General features: G+C 62.9%; 12 protein-coding genes. 1 reads left to right on the top strand and 11 read right to left on the bottom strand.

Features of this window, described 5'->3' with window-relative positions; all coding sequences use genetic code 11:
- Positions 1 to 4 precede the first annotated feature (4 nt).
- The 10 genes from KHO49_RS03060 to hutC all read right to left on the bottom strand — a co-directional run bounded on the left by KHO49_RS03060 (position 5) and on the right by hutC (position 12,633).
- Positions 5 to 1,417 carry an L-histidine transporter HutT gene (locus tag KHO49_RS03060; protein ID WP_102882103.1) on the bottom strand — a complete coding sequence of 471 codons (1,413 nt, stop codon included), beginning with the start codon at positions 1,415 to 1,417 and terminating at the stop codon, positions 5 to 7.
- A 156-nt stretch (positions 1,418 to 1,573) separates the two neighbouring features.
- Complete coding sequence (hutH, locus tag KHO49_RS03055; RefSeq protein WP_102862768.1) at positions 1,574 to 3,112, bottom strand: histidine ammonia-lyase; 1,539 nt, start codon at positions 3,110 to 3,112, stop codon at positions 1,574 to 1,576.
- Between the two features lie 116 nt (positions 3,113 to 3,228).
- Entirely contained in the window at positions 3,229 to 4,752 is a 1,524-nt protein-coding gene (locus KHO49_RS03050) for an HAL/PAL/TAL family ammonia-lyase (protein WP_213664595.1), read from the bottom strand.
- A gap of 69 nt (positions 4,753 to 4,821) precedes the next feature.
- The gene (locus KHO49_RS03045) at positions 4,822 to 5,652 is read right to left on the bottom strand and encodes a quaternary amine ABC transporter ATP-binding protein (RefSeq protein ID WP_110595378.1); all 831 of its coding nucleotides are present in this window, start codon (positions 5,650 to 5,652) and stop codon (positions 4,822 to 4,824) included.
- Positions 5,649 to 6,500 carry an ABC transporter permease gene (locus KHO49_RS03040; protein WP_102862765.1) on the bottom strand — a complete coding sequence of 284 codons (852 nt, stop codon included), beginning with the start codon at positions 6,498 to 6,500 and terminating at the stop codon, positions 5,649 to 5,651. Before KHO49_RS03040 ends, KHO49_RS03045 begins: the two co-directional genes overlap by 4 nt.
- Before the next feature lie 72 nt (positions 6,501 to 6,572).
- Positions 6,573 to 7,538 (bottom strand): ABC transporter substrate-binding protein, encoded by a 966-nt coding sequence (locus tag KHO49_RS03035; RefSeq protein ID WP_102882106.1) that lies wholly within the window; start codon positions 7,536 to 7,538, stop codon positions 6,573 to 6,575.
- 75 nt (positions 7,539 to 7,613) lie between these two features.
- Positions 7,614 to 9,083, bottom strand: a complete 1,470-nt coding sequence (locus KHO49_RS03030; protein ID WP_102882107.1) for a purine-cytosine permease family protein — start codon at positions 9,081 to 9,083, stop codon at positions 7,614 to 7,616.
- 145 nt (positions 9,084 to 9,228) lie between these two features.
- Positions 9,229 to 10,911, bottom strand: coding sequence for a urocanate hydratase (gene hutU / locus KHO49_RS03025; RefSeq protein WP_102862762.1), 1,683 nt, complete (start codon positions 10,909 to 10,911; stop codon positions 9,229 to 9,231).
- A gap of 403 nt (positions 10,912 to 11,314) precedes the next feature.
- Positions 11,315 to 11,887, bottom strand: coding sequence for a HutD/Ves family protein (locus KHO49_RS03020; protein ID WP_102862761.1), 573 nt, complete (start codon positions 11,885 to 11,887; stop codon positions 11,315 to 11,317).
- Positions 11,884 to 12,633, bottom strand: coding sequence for a histidine utilization transcriptional repressor HutC (hutC, locus tag KHO49_RS03015; RefSeq protein WP_102862760.1), 750 nt, complete (start codon positions 12,631 to 12,633; stop codon positions 11,884 to 11,886). Before hutC ends, KHO49_RS03020 begins: the two co-directional genes overlap by 4 nt.
- 107 nt (positions 12,634 to 12,740) lie before the next feature.
- Between hutC and KHO49_RS03010 the strand changes: the two genes are divergently transcribed.
- Entirely contained in the window at positions 12,741 to 14,105 is a 1,365-nt protein-coding gene (locus tag KHO49_RS03010; RefSeq protein ID WP_213664594.1) for a formimidoylglutamate deiminase, read from the top strand.
- A gap of 85 nt (positions 14,106 to 14,190) precedes the next feature.
- Here the strand turns inward: KHO49_RS03010 and KHO49_RS03005 are convergent, their stop codons facing one another.
- Positions 14,191 to 14,760, bottom strand: coding sequence for a lipocalin family protein (locus tag KHO49_RS03005; RefSeq protein WP_102862758.1), 570 nt, complete (start codon positions 14,758 to 14,760; stop codon positions 14,191 to 14,193).
- Between the last annotated feature and the right edge of the window lie 12 nt (positions 14,761 to 14,772).

Raw genomic sequence — 14,772 nt, 5'->3', positions numbered from 1 at the left:
TCCGTTAATGATCAGTAGGTAAAGAAGAGTCGACGCGGATCTGCTGAGCCTGCCCCGCCGCCGGCTTGACCCACAGCATATAGGCCACCACCAGCAGAATGATCCACACCACGCCCACCATCAGCGCCGCTTGAGTTTTCGGGAAATAGCCCAACACGCCGAAGATGAACAGCATGAAGGCAATCGCCGCTGCCGGCGCCCAAGGCCAGAACGGCACCTTGAACTGCAACCGGGCCACTTGCTCGGCGGTCATGGAGCGGCGCATGGCCACATGGGTCAACAGAATCATCAGCCACACCCAAACCGTGGCGAAGGTGGCCAGGGAAGCGATCAGCAGGAAGATGTTTTCCGGGATCAGGTAGTTCAGCACCACCCCACCCAACAGCGTCACGGCCATCACCACCACGGTCATCCACGGCACGCCGGCCTTGGAAATCTGGGCAAAGCCCTTGGGCGCCTGCCCTTGCTGGGCCAGGCCGTACATCATGCGCCCAGCACCAAAGATATCGCTGTTGATCGCCGACACCGCCGCCGAAATCACCACGATATTAAGGATGGTGGCCGCCGAGCTGATGCCCAGGCTGTCGAAGATCTGCACGAAGGGGCTGCCCTGGGTGCCAATCTGCGGCCAGGGGAAAATCGACATCAGCACGAACAGGGTCAGCACATAGAACAGCAGGATGCGCAGCGGCACCGCGTTGATCGCCTTGGGGATGACCCGCTGCGGGTCCTTGGCCTCGCCGGCGGTGACACCGATGATCTCGATGCCGCCAAAGGCGAACATCACCACCGCAAAGGAAGCGATCACCCCGCTGATGCCATTGGGCATGAAACCGCCATGGGCCCAGAGGTTGCTGGCGCCAGTGGCCTGCTCGGTGGCCGCGCTGCCGATACCGAACAGCATGATGCCGAAACCACCGAGGATCATGGCGATAATCGCCCCGACCTTGAGCAGCGACAGCCAGAACTCCATCTCGCCGAAAACCTTGACGCTGCACAGGTTCAACCCGCCGATGAGCAGGACGATGCCCAGCACCCAGATCCAGCGCGCCACCTCGGGAAACCAGAAGCCCATATAGATGCCAAAGGCGGTGACGTCCGCCAGACAGACAATCAGCATCTCGAACGCGTAGGTCCAGCCCAGGATAAAGCCCGGCAAGGGCCCCAGGTACTGGCTGGCGTACTGCCCGAAGGAGCCGGACACCGGGTTGTGTACGGCCATCTCCCCCAGGGCGCGCATCACCATGAACACCGCTGCACCACCAATCAAGTAGGCCAGCAGCACCGCCGGGCCGGCCATCTGGATGGCGGAGGCCGAGCCATAGAACAATCCGGTGCCAATGGCCGACCCCAGGGCCATGAAGCGAATGTGGCGGGCCGTCAGCCCCCGACGTAATCCTGTTTCTTGCGATTGCATGTCATCGTCCCTTTTATTGTTATCGGACAAGTGCGCCCCGCGCCGGAGCGCGGGGCGGCAGAAGCGGACGCTCCGCGCCCGTCTTGCAGGTGAAGCGAACCCAATCGGGCCACCGCTCTCGGCCGAGCGCGGAGTGATCTGGCGGCCCGGCGTGCATTACAGGCTCGGCAACAACTGGGCTGGCAGCAGCCCATTCAGGCACCGCGAAGCCAACAACTCGCTGGCCGCGTTGATATCCGGTGCAAAGAAACGGTCCTTCTCGTAGTACGCCACCTTCTCGCGCAGGGTGGCGCGGGCTTTTTCCAGGGTCGGCGAGGTTTTCAGGCCTTCGCGCAAGTCCAGGCCCTGACAGGCCGCCAGCCATTCCACGGCCAGCACACCGCGGGTGTTCTCGGCCATTTCCCACAGGCGCTTGCCGGCGGCCGGCGCCATGGAAACGTGGTCTTCCTGGTTGGCGGAAGTGGGAATGCTGTCCACCGAGTGCGGGTGGGCCAGGGCCTTGTTCTCGCTGGCCAGGGCCGCAGCGGTCACCTGGGCGATCATGAAGCCGGAGTTGACCCCACCATTGGCCACCAGGAACGGCGGCAGCTGGGACATGTGCTTGTCCATCATCAGCGAGATACGGCGCTCGCTCAGGGACGCGATCTCGGCGATGGCCAGGGCCATGTTGTCGGCCGCCATGGCCACGGGTTCGGCGTGGAAGTTGCCACCGGAAATCACATCGCCTTCGGCAGCGAACACCAGTGGGTTATCGGACACCGCGTTGGCTTCGACCACCAGCACTTCGGCCGCCTGGCGGAACTGAGTCAAGCAGGCGCCCATCACTTGCGGCTGGCAACGCAGGGAGTACGGGTCCTGGACCTTGTCGCAGTTCTGGTGCGAGGCGGACACCTCGGTGCTGTCCCCCAGCAAGGCGCGATAAGCGGCAGCGGTGTCAATCTGCCCGCGCTGACCGCGAGCGGCGTGAATCCGTGGGTCGAACGGCGAGCGCGAACCCAGCACCGCTTCCACCGTCAGGCCGCCGCACACCAGAGCACCGGCAAACAGGTCTTCACCTTCGAACAGCCCGCGCAAGGCGAACGCGGTGGACACCTGGGTGCCGTTGAGCAGCGCCAGGCCTTCCTTCGCGGCCAGGGTCAGCGGCTTGAGGCCGGCAACTTCCAGGGCCGCGGTCGCTTCCAGCCACTGGCCCTTGTAGCGCGCCTTGCCCTCACCCAACAGCACCAGGGACATGTGGGCCAAAGGCGCCAGGTCGCCGGAAGCGCCCACCGAGCCCTTGAGCGGGATATGCGGATAGACCTCGGCGTTGATCAGGGCGATCAGGGCATCGATCACCTGACGGCGGATGCCGGAGAAACCGCGGCTCAGGCTGTTGACCTTGAGCACCATGATCAGGCGCACCAGATCGTCGCTGATGGGCTCGCCCACGCCAGCGGCATGGGACAGCACCAGGGAGCGCTGGAGGTTTTCCAGGTCGGCGCTGGCGATGCGGGTCGAAGCCAGCAGGCCAAAACCGGTGTTGATCCCGTAGGCGGTGCGGTTCTCGGCGAGAATCTGCTCGACACAAGCGACGCTGGCGTCGATCTGCGCCGAGGCGCTGTCGTCCAGGGTCAGGGTCAGCGGCTGCTGATAGATGGCCCGCAGTTGGGCCAGGGTCAGTTGGCCGGGAATCAGGTTTAGCGCAGTCACATTCATGCTCCTTTTGAGAGTTTTGTAATAACTACCAGTCGCTCCGGAAGCTTCCGTTATCCGTCGTCATTCGCGGTTTTGCGCGAGTGACGCCTTGGCACGCTGGTGATGGAAAAAACGGTTCATTGCACCTTGGAAAAGCGTTTGTGCAGCAGCTCCGGGTCCTTGAGCAGGGCCGCAGCGCTGGCAATGTCCGGCGCCAGCCAGCGGTCCTGGTCATAGGCCGGGACCCGCTCGCGCAGCAGGCACCAGGCGATACCGGTGCCGGTGCCGAAACGCTGCTCCTTGAGAAACTCGAAGGCCTGGGCCGCCAGCAGGTATTCGATGGCCAGGATCTGGGTGCAGTTCTCCAGCACCTGATGCAGCTTCAGGGCGGCATTGGTGCCCAGGCTCAGGTGGTCCTCCTGCAGGCCCGAAGTCACGTAGTTGTCCAGCACCGCCGGCTGGGCCAATTGACGGTTCTGCGCACACAGCGAAGCCGCTACGTATTGCACGATCATCATTCCGGAGTTGACCCCGGGCTCGCTCACCAGGAACGCCGGCAAGCCGCTGACATGGGGGTTGATCAAGCGGTCCAGGCGACGTTCGGCAATGGAGCCGATCTCGGCCATGGCGATGGCCAGCAGATCCGCCGCCAGGGCCACCGACTGGCCATGGGGATTGGCCTGGGACACCACCCGGTAGTGGTCCGGGGTGCCCAGCAGCAACGGATTGTCGGTCGCGCCATTGAGCTCGGTTTCCACCTGTTTGACCGCATGGGCCAGTTGATCCCGGGCTGCACCATGTACCTGGGGAATGGAGCGGATACTCAAGGCGTCCTGGGTGCGGATGCCGCGGCTAGCGGCGATGACTTCACTGCCATCGAGCAAGGCCCGCAGGTTGCTGCCCACCACCTGCATGCCGGGGTGCGCCTTGAGGGCAATGATCTGGGCATCGAAGGCGTCGATCTGGCCCCGCTGGGCTTCGAAGCTCATGGCGCCGATCACGTCGGCCCACTGCAACAGGCGACTGGCATCGGCCAGGGCCAGGCAACTCAGGCCCGTCATGCACGGCGTGCCGTTGACCAGGCACAGGCCATCCTTGGCCCCCAGTTGCACCGGCTGCAGCCCCTCTTCGGCCAGGGCCTGTTCGGCGCTGACAACACGACCGCGATAGCTGACCTGACCGACGCCAAGCAAGGCGATGCCAATGTGGGCCATATGGGTCAGATAACCCACCGACCCCTGGGACGGCACCTGTGGAGTGATGCCGCGATTGAGCAGGGTCAGCAGCGCCTCGACCACTTGCCGGTGGATGCCGGATTTACCATGGCTGTAGTTGATGATGGCGGCACAAAGGATCGCCCGGGTCTGCTCATCGGCCAGCGCCGGCCCGACACCGCAGGCATGGCTGAGCAAGGTGTTGCGCGACAGCTGGCTGAGTTGCTCACCGGCCAGCACCACGTTGCACAAGGCGCCAAGGCCCGTGCTGATGCCATAGGCCCGTTCGCCACTGTCCACCACCTGGCGGACGATGGCCTGGGCATTGTCGATACGCGCCCAGGCCTGGGCCGAAAGCGCCAGCTGCGCGCCATGACGGGCGACAGCGACAACATCCTGCCAAGCCATAGGGGCGTCGGCGATAACGATTTTTTCAGCCTGGGACATCGGGGACCTCTTCTTGCAAACCTTGGGTTGTCTGCCGCTTTGCCGGACCTTTGGCCGGCAAGCCGGCTCCTACACGGTGGCGGCACGGCGCTGGACGAAACGATCGACGTACTCATCCGCCGGCGAATGCAGGATCTCCTTCGGCGTACCCACCTGGATCAGGCGGCCGTCCTTGAGGATCGCGATGCGGTTGCCGATGCGTACCGCCTCGTCCAGGTCGTGGGTGATAAAGACGATGGTCTTGTGCAGGGTCTTCTGCAGCTCCAGCAGCTGGTCCTGCATCTCGGCGCGGATCAACGGGTCCAGGGCGCTGAAGGCTTCATCCATGAGGATGATGTCGGTGTCCGCGGCCAGGGCCCGGGCCAGGCCGACCCGTTGGCGCATGCCGCCGGACAGCTGGTGCGGGTACTTCTTCTCGTAACCCTTGAGGCCCACGGTGTTGATCCAGTGCAGGGCCCGCTCGGCGCACAGCGACTTGCTCTCGCCACGCACCTTGAGGCCGTAGGCGACGTTGTCCTGAACATTGCGGTGGGGCAGCAGGCCGAAGCTCTGGAACACCATGCTGATCTTGTGCCGGCGAAATTGGCGCAGGGCTTCCATGTCGTATTGCAGGATGTCTTCGCCATCCACCAGGATCGCCCCGCTGGTGGGATCGATCAGACGGTTGAAGTGGCGCACCAGGGTCGACTTGCCGGAACCGGACAGGCCCATGATGACGAAGATCTCACCGGTGCCGATGCTCAGGGACAGATCATTGACCCCCACCACGCAGCCGGTCTGGGCCAGTACCTGATCCTTGCTCTGGCCCTGGCGGATCATCGCCAGGGCATCAGAGGGGCGGTTGCCGAATATCTTGAAGACGTTCCTGACTTCGATCTTGCTCACGGCAGCACTGCTCATTTGCTCACCTCATGACGTGGACGACCGTAGGCCTGGGTAATGCGGTCGATCACCACCGCCAGAATCACGATCGCCAACCCCGCTTCCAGGCCGCGCCCGACGTTGAGGGTCTGGATTCCCACCAGCACATCCTCGCCCAGGCCGCGGGCCCCGATCATCGAGGCGATCACCACCATCGACAGGGCCATCATGGTGGTCTGGTTGATCCCCGCCATGATGCTTGGCAGGGCCAGAGGCAGTTGCACGCCGAACAGCTGTTGCCAGCGGTTGGCGCCGAAGGCGTTGATCGCCTCCATCACTTCACCGTCCACCTGGCGGATGCCCAGGTCGGTGAGACGAATCAGCGGCGGTGCGGCATAGATCACCGTGGCGAAAATCGCCGGCACCTTGCCCAGGCCGAACAGCATCAGCACCGGGATCAGGTACACGAAGCTGGGCATGGTCTGCATGATGTCCAGCAGCGGCATCAATACCGAACGCAAGCGGTTGCTGCGAGCCGAGAGAATCCCCAGGGGAATGCCGATCAGCACCGAGATCACGGTCGCCACCAGCATCAGCGCCAGGGTCTGCATCAGCTTGTCCCACAGGCCGACGGCGCCCACCAGGAACAGCAGGCCGACAATCACCGCCGTGGTCAGCAGCTTGCGGGTGGAGTGCCAGGCAATGCCGCCGACAATCGCCAGCATCAGCCACCAGGGCGCCATGCGCAGCAGGCCTTCAAGGTTGACGATGGCCCACAACAAGGTGTCGGAAATGTGCCGGAACACATCACCGTAATTGGTCACCAGGGAGTCGACCCAGCCGTTGACCCAGTCGGCGATGGAAAAGGTGAAACTTTCTGGAAACATAAGAAACTCTCGATCAAAGGAGGTTGTGGTCCAGCCTCCGACGGCTCTTGTGAACCCTCGGAAAAGCCCGACCTACAAGGCCGCGTCGATTTTCCTGGCAGCGTCGTCGCTGACCCATGGGTGCCAGACTTCAGGATGTTCCTTGAGGAAGAGTTTCGCCAGTTTCGGCGACTCGATGCGTTCGCGAGTCATGCGCGCCAGATTCTGGTTAAGCAGATCGATGGGCAGGTTGGCCTTGGCCAGTACCGCCACCAGTTCAGGAGCTTCGTCATGGAAGGTCTTGGACAGGCCGACCTTGATGCTCACGCTCTTGTCGACGCCGGGTTTCTCCTCCAGCTTGACCAGATCCACCTGGCCCATGAGCGGGGTCGGCGACCAGTAGTAGAAGAGAATCGGTTCGCCACGCTTGTAGCTCGACAACACCGCCGCATCCAGGGCCGGGCCGGTACCCGGGCGGAAGTTGGTGTAGCTGCTTTCCAGGCCGTAGCTCTTGAGCATCTCGCTGTTGTCCAGCTCACAGGTCCAACCGGCCGGGCAGTTGTAGAAGCGGCCCTTGCTCGGTTCTTCCGGGTCTTTGAACACGCTGGCGTACTGGCCCAGGTCGGCGATGTTTTTCAGGTTTGGCGCCTTGGCTTCGAGCTTGCGCTTGGCGTCGCCCTCGATCACATAGCGCGGCACGTACCAACCTTCGACGGCTCCCACCACCGGCGCGCCGACGCCCACCACCTTGCCGGCCTTCTCGGCCTTGTTCCACACCTCGCTGCGGCCCACCCACTCTTCGGCGAAGACCTGGATGTCATTGCTGCCCAGGGCGTTCTCCATGGTGATGGAGTTGCCCGGCAGGCTATCGGTCTTGCAGTCATAGCCCTTCTCCAGGACGAACTGCAGGACGTCAGTCAGCAACATGCCGCTTTCCCAATTCAGGCCGGCGAACTTCACCGGTTTGCCCGACTCGCACCAGCCGGCCGCCTGGGCGCCGGAAGCGGCCAGCAAGCCCATGGACAGCAACGTGGTCAGCAGGGTCTTATGCATTTTCATTGTGTGACGCTCCTAATCATGAGTTGGCTTACGGCAGTTAAGAGGCATCCAGCCCTGTCCACGTCCCGTCAAGACTCACACCGCAGCAGCGCGACGGGCCTGACTCAGCTTTTGTTCGTTGGGCGCGTCCTGCTCTACCGGCAGGATCAGGTGCTCGGGCACCGCGCCATGCCACTTCTTCGCGCAGACGTAGTACAACGCCGCGGGCACCACCAGGCCGATGATCCAGGAGATATCGGTATCGCCCAGACTCGCCACCAGGGGGCCGGTATAGAAGTGGGTGGAAATGAACGGCATCTGGATCAGCACGCCGAACACATAAATAGTGATGCCCATGGCATTCCAGCGCCCGTAGCGGCCGTCCGGGTTGGACAGCGCCGGGATGTCATAGCGCTCTTTGGTGATGCAGTAGAAATCCACCAGGTTGATCGCGCTCCAGGGCGTGAAGAACGCCAGCAGGAACAGGATGAAAGACTTGAATGCGCCGAGGAACGAGTGCTGGCCCAGCAGCGCGATCAGGGTCGCGGCACCGACGATCAGCAACACGAAGATCAACCGCTGCAAGCGCGTCACTTTCAGCTCGCCGCGAAAGCCGCTGATGATGGTGGCGATGCACATGAAGCTGCCGTAGGAGTTCAGCGTCGAGATGGTCACCTTGCCGAAGGCAATGCTGAAATAGAGCAACGCCGCTATGGCGCCAGTGCCGCCCAAGCCGACAATGTAGGCCACCTCACGACCGGCGAACTGGCCCTTGGACAGGGCCGCGGCGAACACCCCGAGCACCATCGCCACCTGGGCACCGATCACCGAACCGGCACCGGCGGCGAGGAAGGTTTTCAATGGCGACGTCTTGCTCGGCAGGTAGCGCGAATAGTCGGCGACATAAGGCCCGAAAGCGATCTGCCAGGATGCGGCCAACGACACCGCCAGGAGGAAGCTGCTCCAGCTGAAGTGCCGAATCGCCAGCAAGGCGCTGACGTCGGTCTGGCTCAGCAGCCGGCTGAACAGGTAGAAAAAGGCGATCACGCCGATCACGCTGGCAACCCGGCCGATGTAGTGAATCACCCGATAGCCAAGCACCGTGACCAGCACAATGACGCTGGCGAAAATCAGGATGCCGATGCTGTCACTGACACCGAACATCTGGCCCAGCGCCTGCCCGGAAAGCACCGTGCCGGTTGCGGTGAAACCCAGGTACATCAGGCACACCAGCACCATCGGGATGGCCGCGCCATAGACCCCGAACTGCACCCGGCTGGAAATCATCTGCGGCAGGCCGAGCTTCGGTCCTTGCGCCGCATGCAGCGCCATCACTGCGCCGCCCAGCAGTTGCCCGATCAACAGCCCGATCAACGACCAGAACACATCACCGCCCAACACCACCGCCAGAGCGCCGGTGACGATGGCCGTGATCTGCAGGTTGGCACCCAGCCACAGAGTGAACTGGCTCAAGAGACGACCGTGTCTTTCCGCTTCCGGGATGTAGTCGATCGAACGCCTTTCGATCAACGGCTTGCTGCTTGCACGATCATTCGCTAAGGCCATGGACGTCAAACCTCTATGGGCACTGCAGACGATTTCCACTGTAGGAGCGAGCTTGCTCGCGAGGCGGTGCAGCTGATGCACCGTGGTGCTTGCTTCGCCAGCAAGCTGGCTCCTACAGGGAGAGTGGGGTGAGCCGATGCTGCGGTTACTTACCGGTGATCATCGGCAGGTTCAGGCCCTGTTCCTTGGCGCAGTCGATGGCGATCTGGTAGCCGGCGTCGGCGTGACGCATGACCCCGGTGGCCGGATCGTTGTGCAGCACCCGGGCAATCCGCTCGGCCGCTTCATCGGTGCCGTCGCAGACGATGACCATCCCCGAATGCTGGGAGAAGCCCATGCCGACACCGCCACCGTGGTGCAGGGAAACCCAGGTCGCACCACTGGCAGTGTTCAACAGGGCGTTGAGCAGCGGCCAGTCGGACACGGCGTCGGAGCCGTCCTGCATGGATTCGGTTTCACGGTTCGGGCTGGCCACCGAGCCGGAATCCAGGTGGTCGCGACCGATGACGATCGGCGCCGACAGCTCGCCGCTGCGCACCATCTCGTTGAACGCCAGGCCGAGCTTGGCACGCTGGCCCAGGCCGACCCAGCAGATCCGCGCCGGCAGGCCCTGGAAGCTGATGCGCTCGCGCGCCATGTCCAGCCAGTTGTGCAGGTGGGCATCGTCAGGGATCAGTTCCTTGACCTTGGCGTCGGTCTTGTAGATGTCCTGCGGATCACCGGACAGCGCCGCCCAACGGAATGGACCGACACCACGGCAGAACAGCGGACGGATGTAGGCCGGGACGAAACCTGGGAAGTCGAACGCATTTTCCACGCCCTCTTCCTGGGCCATCTGGCGGATGTTGTTGCCGTAGTCGAAGGTCGGGACACCCATCTTCTGGAAGGCCAGCATGGCTTTGACGTGCTCGGCCATGGACTGCTTGGCGGCCTTGATCACGGCAGCCGGCTCGGTCTTGGCGCGGTCGCGGTACTGCTCCCAGGTCCAGCCTTTAGGCAGGTAGCCGTTGAGCGGGTCGTGGGCGCTGGTCTGGTCGGTGACCATGTCCGGACGCACGCCACGGCGCACCAGCTCCGGCAGGATTTCTGCAGCGTTGCCACACAGGGCGATGGAGATCGCGCGGCCTTCGGCGGTGTACTTCTTGATGCGTGCCAGGGCGTCGTCCAGGTCGGTGGCCTGCTCGTCGACGTAGCGGGTCTTGAGGCGGAAGTCGATGCTGGTCTGCTGGCACTCGATGTTCAGCGAGCACGCCCCGGCCAGGGTCGCGGCCAGCGGTTGCGCGCCGCCCATGCCACCCAGACCGGCGGTCAGGACCCAGCGACCCTTGAGGTTGGAGTCGTAATGCTGGCGACCGGCTTCAACGAAGGTTTCATAAGTGCCCTGGACGATGCCCTGGCTACCGATGTAGATCCAGCTGCCGGCGGTCATCTGGCCGTACATGGCCAGGCCCTTGGCGTCCAGTTCATTGAAGTGCTCCCAACTGGCCCAGTGCGGCACCAGGTTGGAGTTGGCGATCAGCACCCGCGGCGCGTTGCTGTGGGTCTTGAACACGCCCACCGGTTTGCCGGACTGCACCAGCAAGGTCTCGTCGTCATTCAGCTGGGTCAGGGCTTCGACGATCTTGTCGTAACACTCCCAGTTGCGCGCGGCGCGGCCAATGCCACCGTAGACCACCAGTTCCTTGGGATTCTCTGCAACTTCCGGGTCGAGGTTGTTCATCAGCATGCGCAGCGGCGCTTCGGTCAGCCAGCTCTTGGCGGTCAGCTTGTTGCCACGTGCAGCGCGGATTTCGACGTTGCGGAATTGGGTGGGTTTGCTGTCAGTCACGGAAAAACTCCTCGGCGATGAGTCCAAGGTGCGAAGAGGATTCCATCGACTCTTACGCACACATATTTACTTGTACATACAAGCATATGCAATCAAGCGGCCAACTCGCTTGAGACGTACCTGAAAAACCTTGAGAGCAAACCGCAAGCCTTGCTGGACAAGGCTTTCAACAGGGCGAGAATTTTCCAGAAGAGTTTTTTGGCCGCAGCGAAGCTGTTACCAAAACCCGGTTTTGCGCTGTGCTGGGGCGTTCGGTAACAAACTGGTGCGCGAGAGAAACAGCAATTGCAGGGAGATGTGTGCCCGTTCTGCACGGCAGGTGCGGGCTGGGGTTCCGGCGCAGCGAGGGAACGAATAGAAGCCGGTAGCAGGCCGTATCCCGGCCTGCACCCAGCCACAATGATCAGATGGCGGTGAGTTCGATGACGCAGCAGCGTCCATCGGTGGCGATTTCCATAACCCCGGCATTGTCATCCAGGCGCAGGCAGTCATAACGCCCCAATGCCTGCACCGGGATGCTGCCCGTGTCCACCCAGGTCTGCTCGGCGACACTGAACACCAGCACGGTGTGCGCCTGGGTGAAGAAGCGTTGCTGACCATCGAACCACTGCAAGCGGGCGACGTAACGCTCAGGGCAATAGATCAGGTTGAAATCGCGGATCGCGCCCTCCAGCAGGGTGCAATTCACCTGGCTGGCACCGCTGAAGGCAAAGGGGTCCAGGGGCAGCAAGGGCCGTACCTCTTCGCCATCGACCGTCAGTTGCATGCCCGCACCCTGCAGCACGGTGATGATTCGCTGATAACCGGCAAAGCTGGAAAAGCCGCCGGATTCGCCGATATCGGCAATCGACAGGCGCCAGCCAAAACCTTCCAGGCCAGTGCCGGCGTCACGAGTGATTTCTTCGGTGCTGCCGCCGCCGTTTTTCCATGGCATGCGCGGGTAGTCGGCGGCACGTAACAGAGTGGACTGGATCATTTATGAAAGCGCCCTTCCAGACGATGACGGGAACCGGGGTGGATCAACCGGGCGGCGGTCACCGGCTGGCGCCCGGACCAGGTGCGACGCCGAATCAACAGGCACGGCTCGCCACGCTCGATCTGCAGCAGCTCGCACTCTTCGGGCTCGGCGAGAATCGCCTCCACCACATGCTCGCCCTCGGTCAGGGGGGCGACCTGGGACAGATAGGCGTAAGGGGTTTGCAGGGTGAAGTCCTGCTTGAGGTACTCCGGCGCCACCAGGGCGTTGACGAAGCGATCCTCGATCTGCACCGGGATGTCGTTCTCAAAATGCACGATCAGCGAGTGGAAGACTCGCTGCCCTTCGCGCATGTCCAGGGCCAGGGCGCGCTCGGAACCGGCAGCCTCTTCGCCCAGGGTGACGACCCTGCAGGTGTGGCGATGACCGCGGGAGGCGATCTCGTCGGCAATGTTGTGCACTTCGAACAAGGCCGATTGGCTCTTGGGTTCGGCGACGAAGGTCCCCACGCCCTGCATGCGCACCAGCATGCCCTCAGCGGTCATTTCCCGCAGTGCGCGGTTGATGGTCATGCGGCTGAAGCCCAGCTGATTGACCAGCTCGCTTTCCGAGGGAACGCGGTAATGCGGCGGCCAGTTTCCGCTCTCGATCTGCTGGGTGATCATCTGTTTGACGCGGGCATACAAGGGCGCCGGACTATCGCCCAGATGGGCAGCCAGCGGCGATTTGGCAGGCGGAGTCGGCACGGGAAATCCTTGTTGAGCAAAAAAGGTGACTAGCTTGCCGGAGTTTACCGAGCAGGCAAACGTCTGTATATGTATATACAAATAACACACGATGGGGTGCTTGAACCATGTCCGCCTTCTTCGCCGAACGCGCGCTGCTGCATGATGGATGGGCCAACCATGTACGTCTTGAAGTCAGTGCCGACGGCCTGCTGACTCACATCCAGGCCAACGCCAGTGCAGAAGGTGCAGAACAGCTCAAGGGCCCGCTGCTACCCGGCATGCCCAACCTGCATTCCCACGCGTTCCAGCGAGCCATGGCCGGGCTGGCGGAAGTGGCCGGCAACCCCAACGACAGCTTCTGGACCTGGCGCGACCTGATGTACCGCCTGGTGGGCAAGATCAGTCCTGAACAGTTGGAGATCATCGCCCGCCAGCTGTACATCGAGATGCTCAAGGCCGGCTACACCTCAGTGGCGGAATTCCACTATGTGCATCACGACACCGACGGCCAGCCCTACGCCGACCCTGCCGAGCTGTCCCGACGCATCAGCCAGGCGGCCGCCAGCAGCGGCATCGGCCTGACCTTGCTGCCCGTGCTGTACAGCCATTCGGGATTCGGCGGCCAGGCCCCCAATGACGGCCAACGCCGCTTTATCAACAGCACGGAAAACTACCTCCAACTGCAACAGCACTTGCAGCCCCTGCTGGCGCAACAGGCCAACCAGCAGTTGGGCCTGTGCTTTCACTCGTTGCGCGCGGTCACGCCACAGCAGATCAGCGAAGTCCTGGCCGCCAGCGACCGCCAATGTCCCGTACACATCCACATCGCCGAACAGCAGAAGGAAGTCGACGACTGCCTGGCCTGGAGCGGACGCCGCCCACTGCAATGGTTGTATGAAAACGTCGCGGTGGATCAACGCTGGTGCCTGGTCCACGCCACTCACGCCAATCCGGAAGAAGTCAGCCTCATGGCCGAAAGCCGGGCCATTGCCGGCCTGTGCCTGACCACCGAGGCCAACCTGGGCGACGGTATCTTCCCGGCGGTGGACTTCCTCGCCCAGGGCGGACGCCTGGGCATCGGCTCCGACAGCCACGTGTCTTTGAGCGTGGTAGAAGAACTGCGCTGGCTGGAGTACGGCCAACGCCTGCGGGACCAGCGTCGCAACCGCCTGTACCGCGCGGACCAGCCCATGGTCGGCCGCACTTTGTACGATGCCGCGCTCGCTGGCGGCGCTCAGGCGCTGGGGCAACCCATAGGTGCATTGGCCGTGGGCAAGCGCGCCGACTGGCTGGTGCTGGATGGCAACGATCCTTACCTGGCCACCGCGGATGGCGACGGGATTCTCAACCGTTGGCTGTTTGCCGGCGGCGACCGCCAGGTCCGGGATGTGATGGTGGGTGGTCAGTGGGTGGTGCGTAACGGACGTCACGCCGCCGAAGAAGACAGTAGCCGGGCCTTCACCCAAGTCCTGCGCGAGCTGCTCAACTGACCCCAAGTTCGTAGGAGCCGACGTGCTGGCGAAAGCATTCTCACGAACGCCTTCGCCGGCCAGCCGGCTGCTACAGGGGATGAATCTATTTCGAGGTCTTGGCCATGGCCGAGTCTGACACCCGCCAGATCAACCGCGTGGTGTCGTAGCCCTGCTGACGCGCCTTGCTCAGCAACTCTTCACGCACCGTCTCATTGACCTCCTTGGTCCGCGACAGCAACCACAGGTAACGGCGGTTGGGATTGCCGACAATCGCGGTCTTGTAGTCATCGCTGACATACAGCACCCAGTAGTCGCCCTTGGTCGCCCCCGGCAGCAGCCGCGAGAACCAGTTATCGAACTCGACCCACAGCTTGTCGGTCTTGCCCGGCACCTGAGGCGTTGCCGTGCCACGAGCCTCCTCCCACTTCCACTCCGGGGTCAGGCAGCGGTTGAGCACCGCCACGTTACCCTCCGGCAACAGGGTGTAGCGGGCCTCGGATTGCGCACAGTTACGCTGGAAATACATCGGCAACCGCGCCAGCTCGTACCAGGTCCCCTGGTAACGCTTGAGATCGACGTGGTTGACGGTCTTGGGCGCCAGCGAATCGTCCCGGGACGTGGCGCAGCCGGCCAAGAGCAGGCCGACCAGAAGAGTGAAAACAAAACGCATCATTATTTTTCTCCC

This window comes from Pseudomonas sp. RC4D1, assembly GCF_018390395.1.
Lineage (GTDB): Bacteria > Pseudomonadota > Gammaproteobacteria > Pseudomonadales > Pseudomonadaceae > Aquipseudomonas > Aquipseudomonas danubii.
The sequence above is the reverse complement of the archived record's forward strand: the minus strand, read 5'-3'. Positions and strand labels throughout refer to the sequence as shown.

What these genes read in the sequence shown, in the direction of transcription:
- KHO49_RS03060 (WP_102882103.1), bottom strand. Translation starts at nt 1,417, where the DNA reads ATGCAATCGCAAGAAACAGGATTACGTCGGGGGCTGACGGCCCGCCAC.
- hutH (WP_102862768.1), bottom strand. Translation starts at nt 3,112, where the DNA reads ATGAATGTGACTGCGCTAAACCTGATTCCCGGCCAACTGACCCTGGCC.
- KHO49_RS03050 (WP_213664595.1), bottom strand. Translation starts at nt 4,752, where the DNA reads ATGTCCCAGGCTGAAAAAATCGTTATCGCCGACGCCCCTATGGCTTGG.
- KHO49_RS03045 (WP_110595378.1), bottom strand. Translation starts at nt 5,652, where the DNA reads ATGAGCAGTGCTGCCGTGAGCAAGATCGAAGTCAGGAACGTCTTCAAG.
- KHO49_RS03040 (WP_102862765.1), bottom strand. Translation starts at nt 6,500, where the DNA reads ATGTTTCCAGAAAGTTTCACCTTTTCCATCGCCGACTGGGTCAACGGC.
- KHO49_RS03035 (WP_102882106.1), bottom strand. Translation starts at nt 7,538, where the DNA reads ATGAAAATGCATAAGACCCTGCTGACCACGTTGCTGTCCATGGGCTTG.
- KHO49_RS03030 (WP_102882107.1), bottom strand. Translation starts at nt 9,083, where the DNA reads ATGGCCTTAGCGAATGATCGTGCAAGCAGCAAGCCGTTGATCGAAAGG.
- KHO49_RS03020 (WP_102862761.1), bottom strand. Translation starts at nt 11,887, where the DNA reads ATGATCCAGTCCACTCTGTTACGTGCCGCCGACTACCCGCGCATGCCA.
- KHO49_RS03010 (WP_213664594.1), top strand. Translation starts at nt 12,741, where the DNA reads ATGTCCGCCTTCTTCGCCGAACGCGCGCTGCTGCATGATGGATGGGCC.
- KHO49_RS03005 (WP_102862758.1), bottom strand. Translation starts at nt 14,760, where the DNA reads ATGATGCGTTTTGTTTTCACTCTTCTGGTCGGCCTGCTCTTGGCCGGC.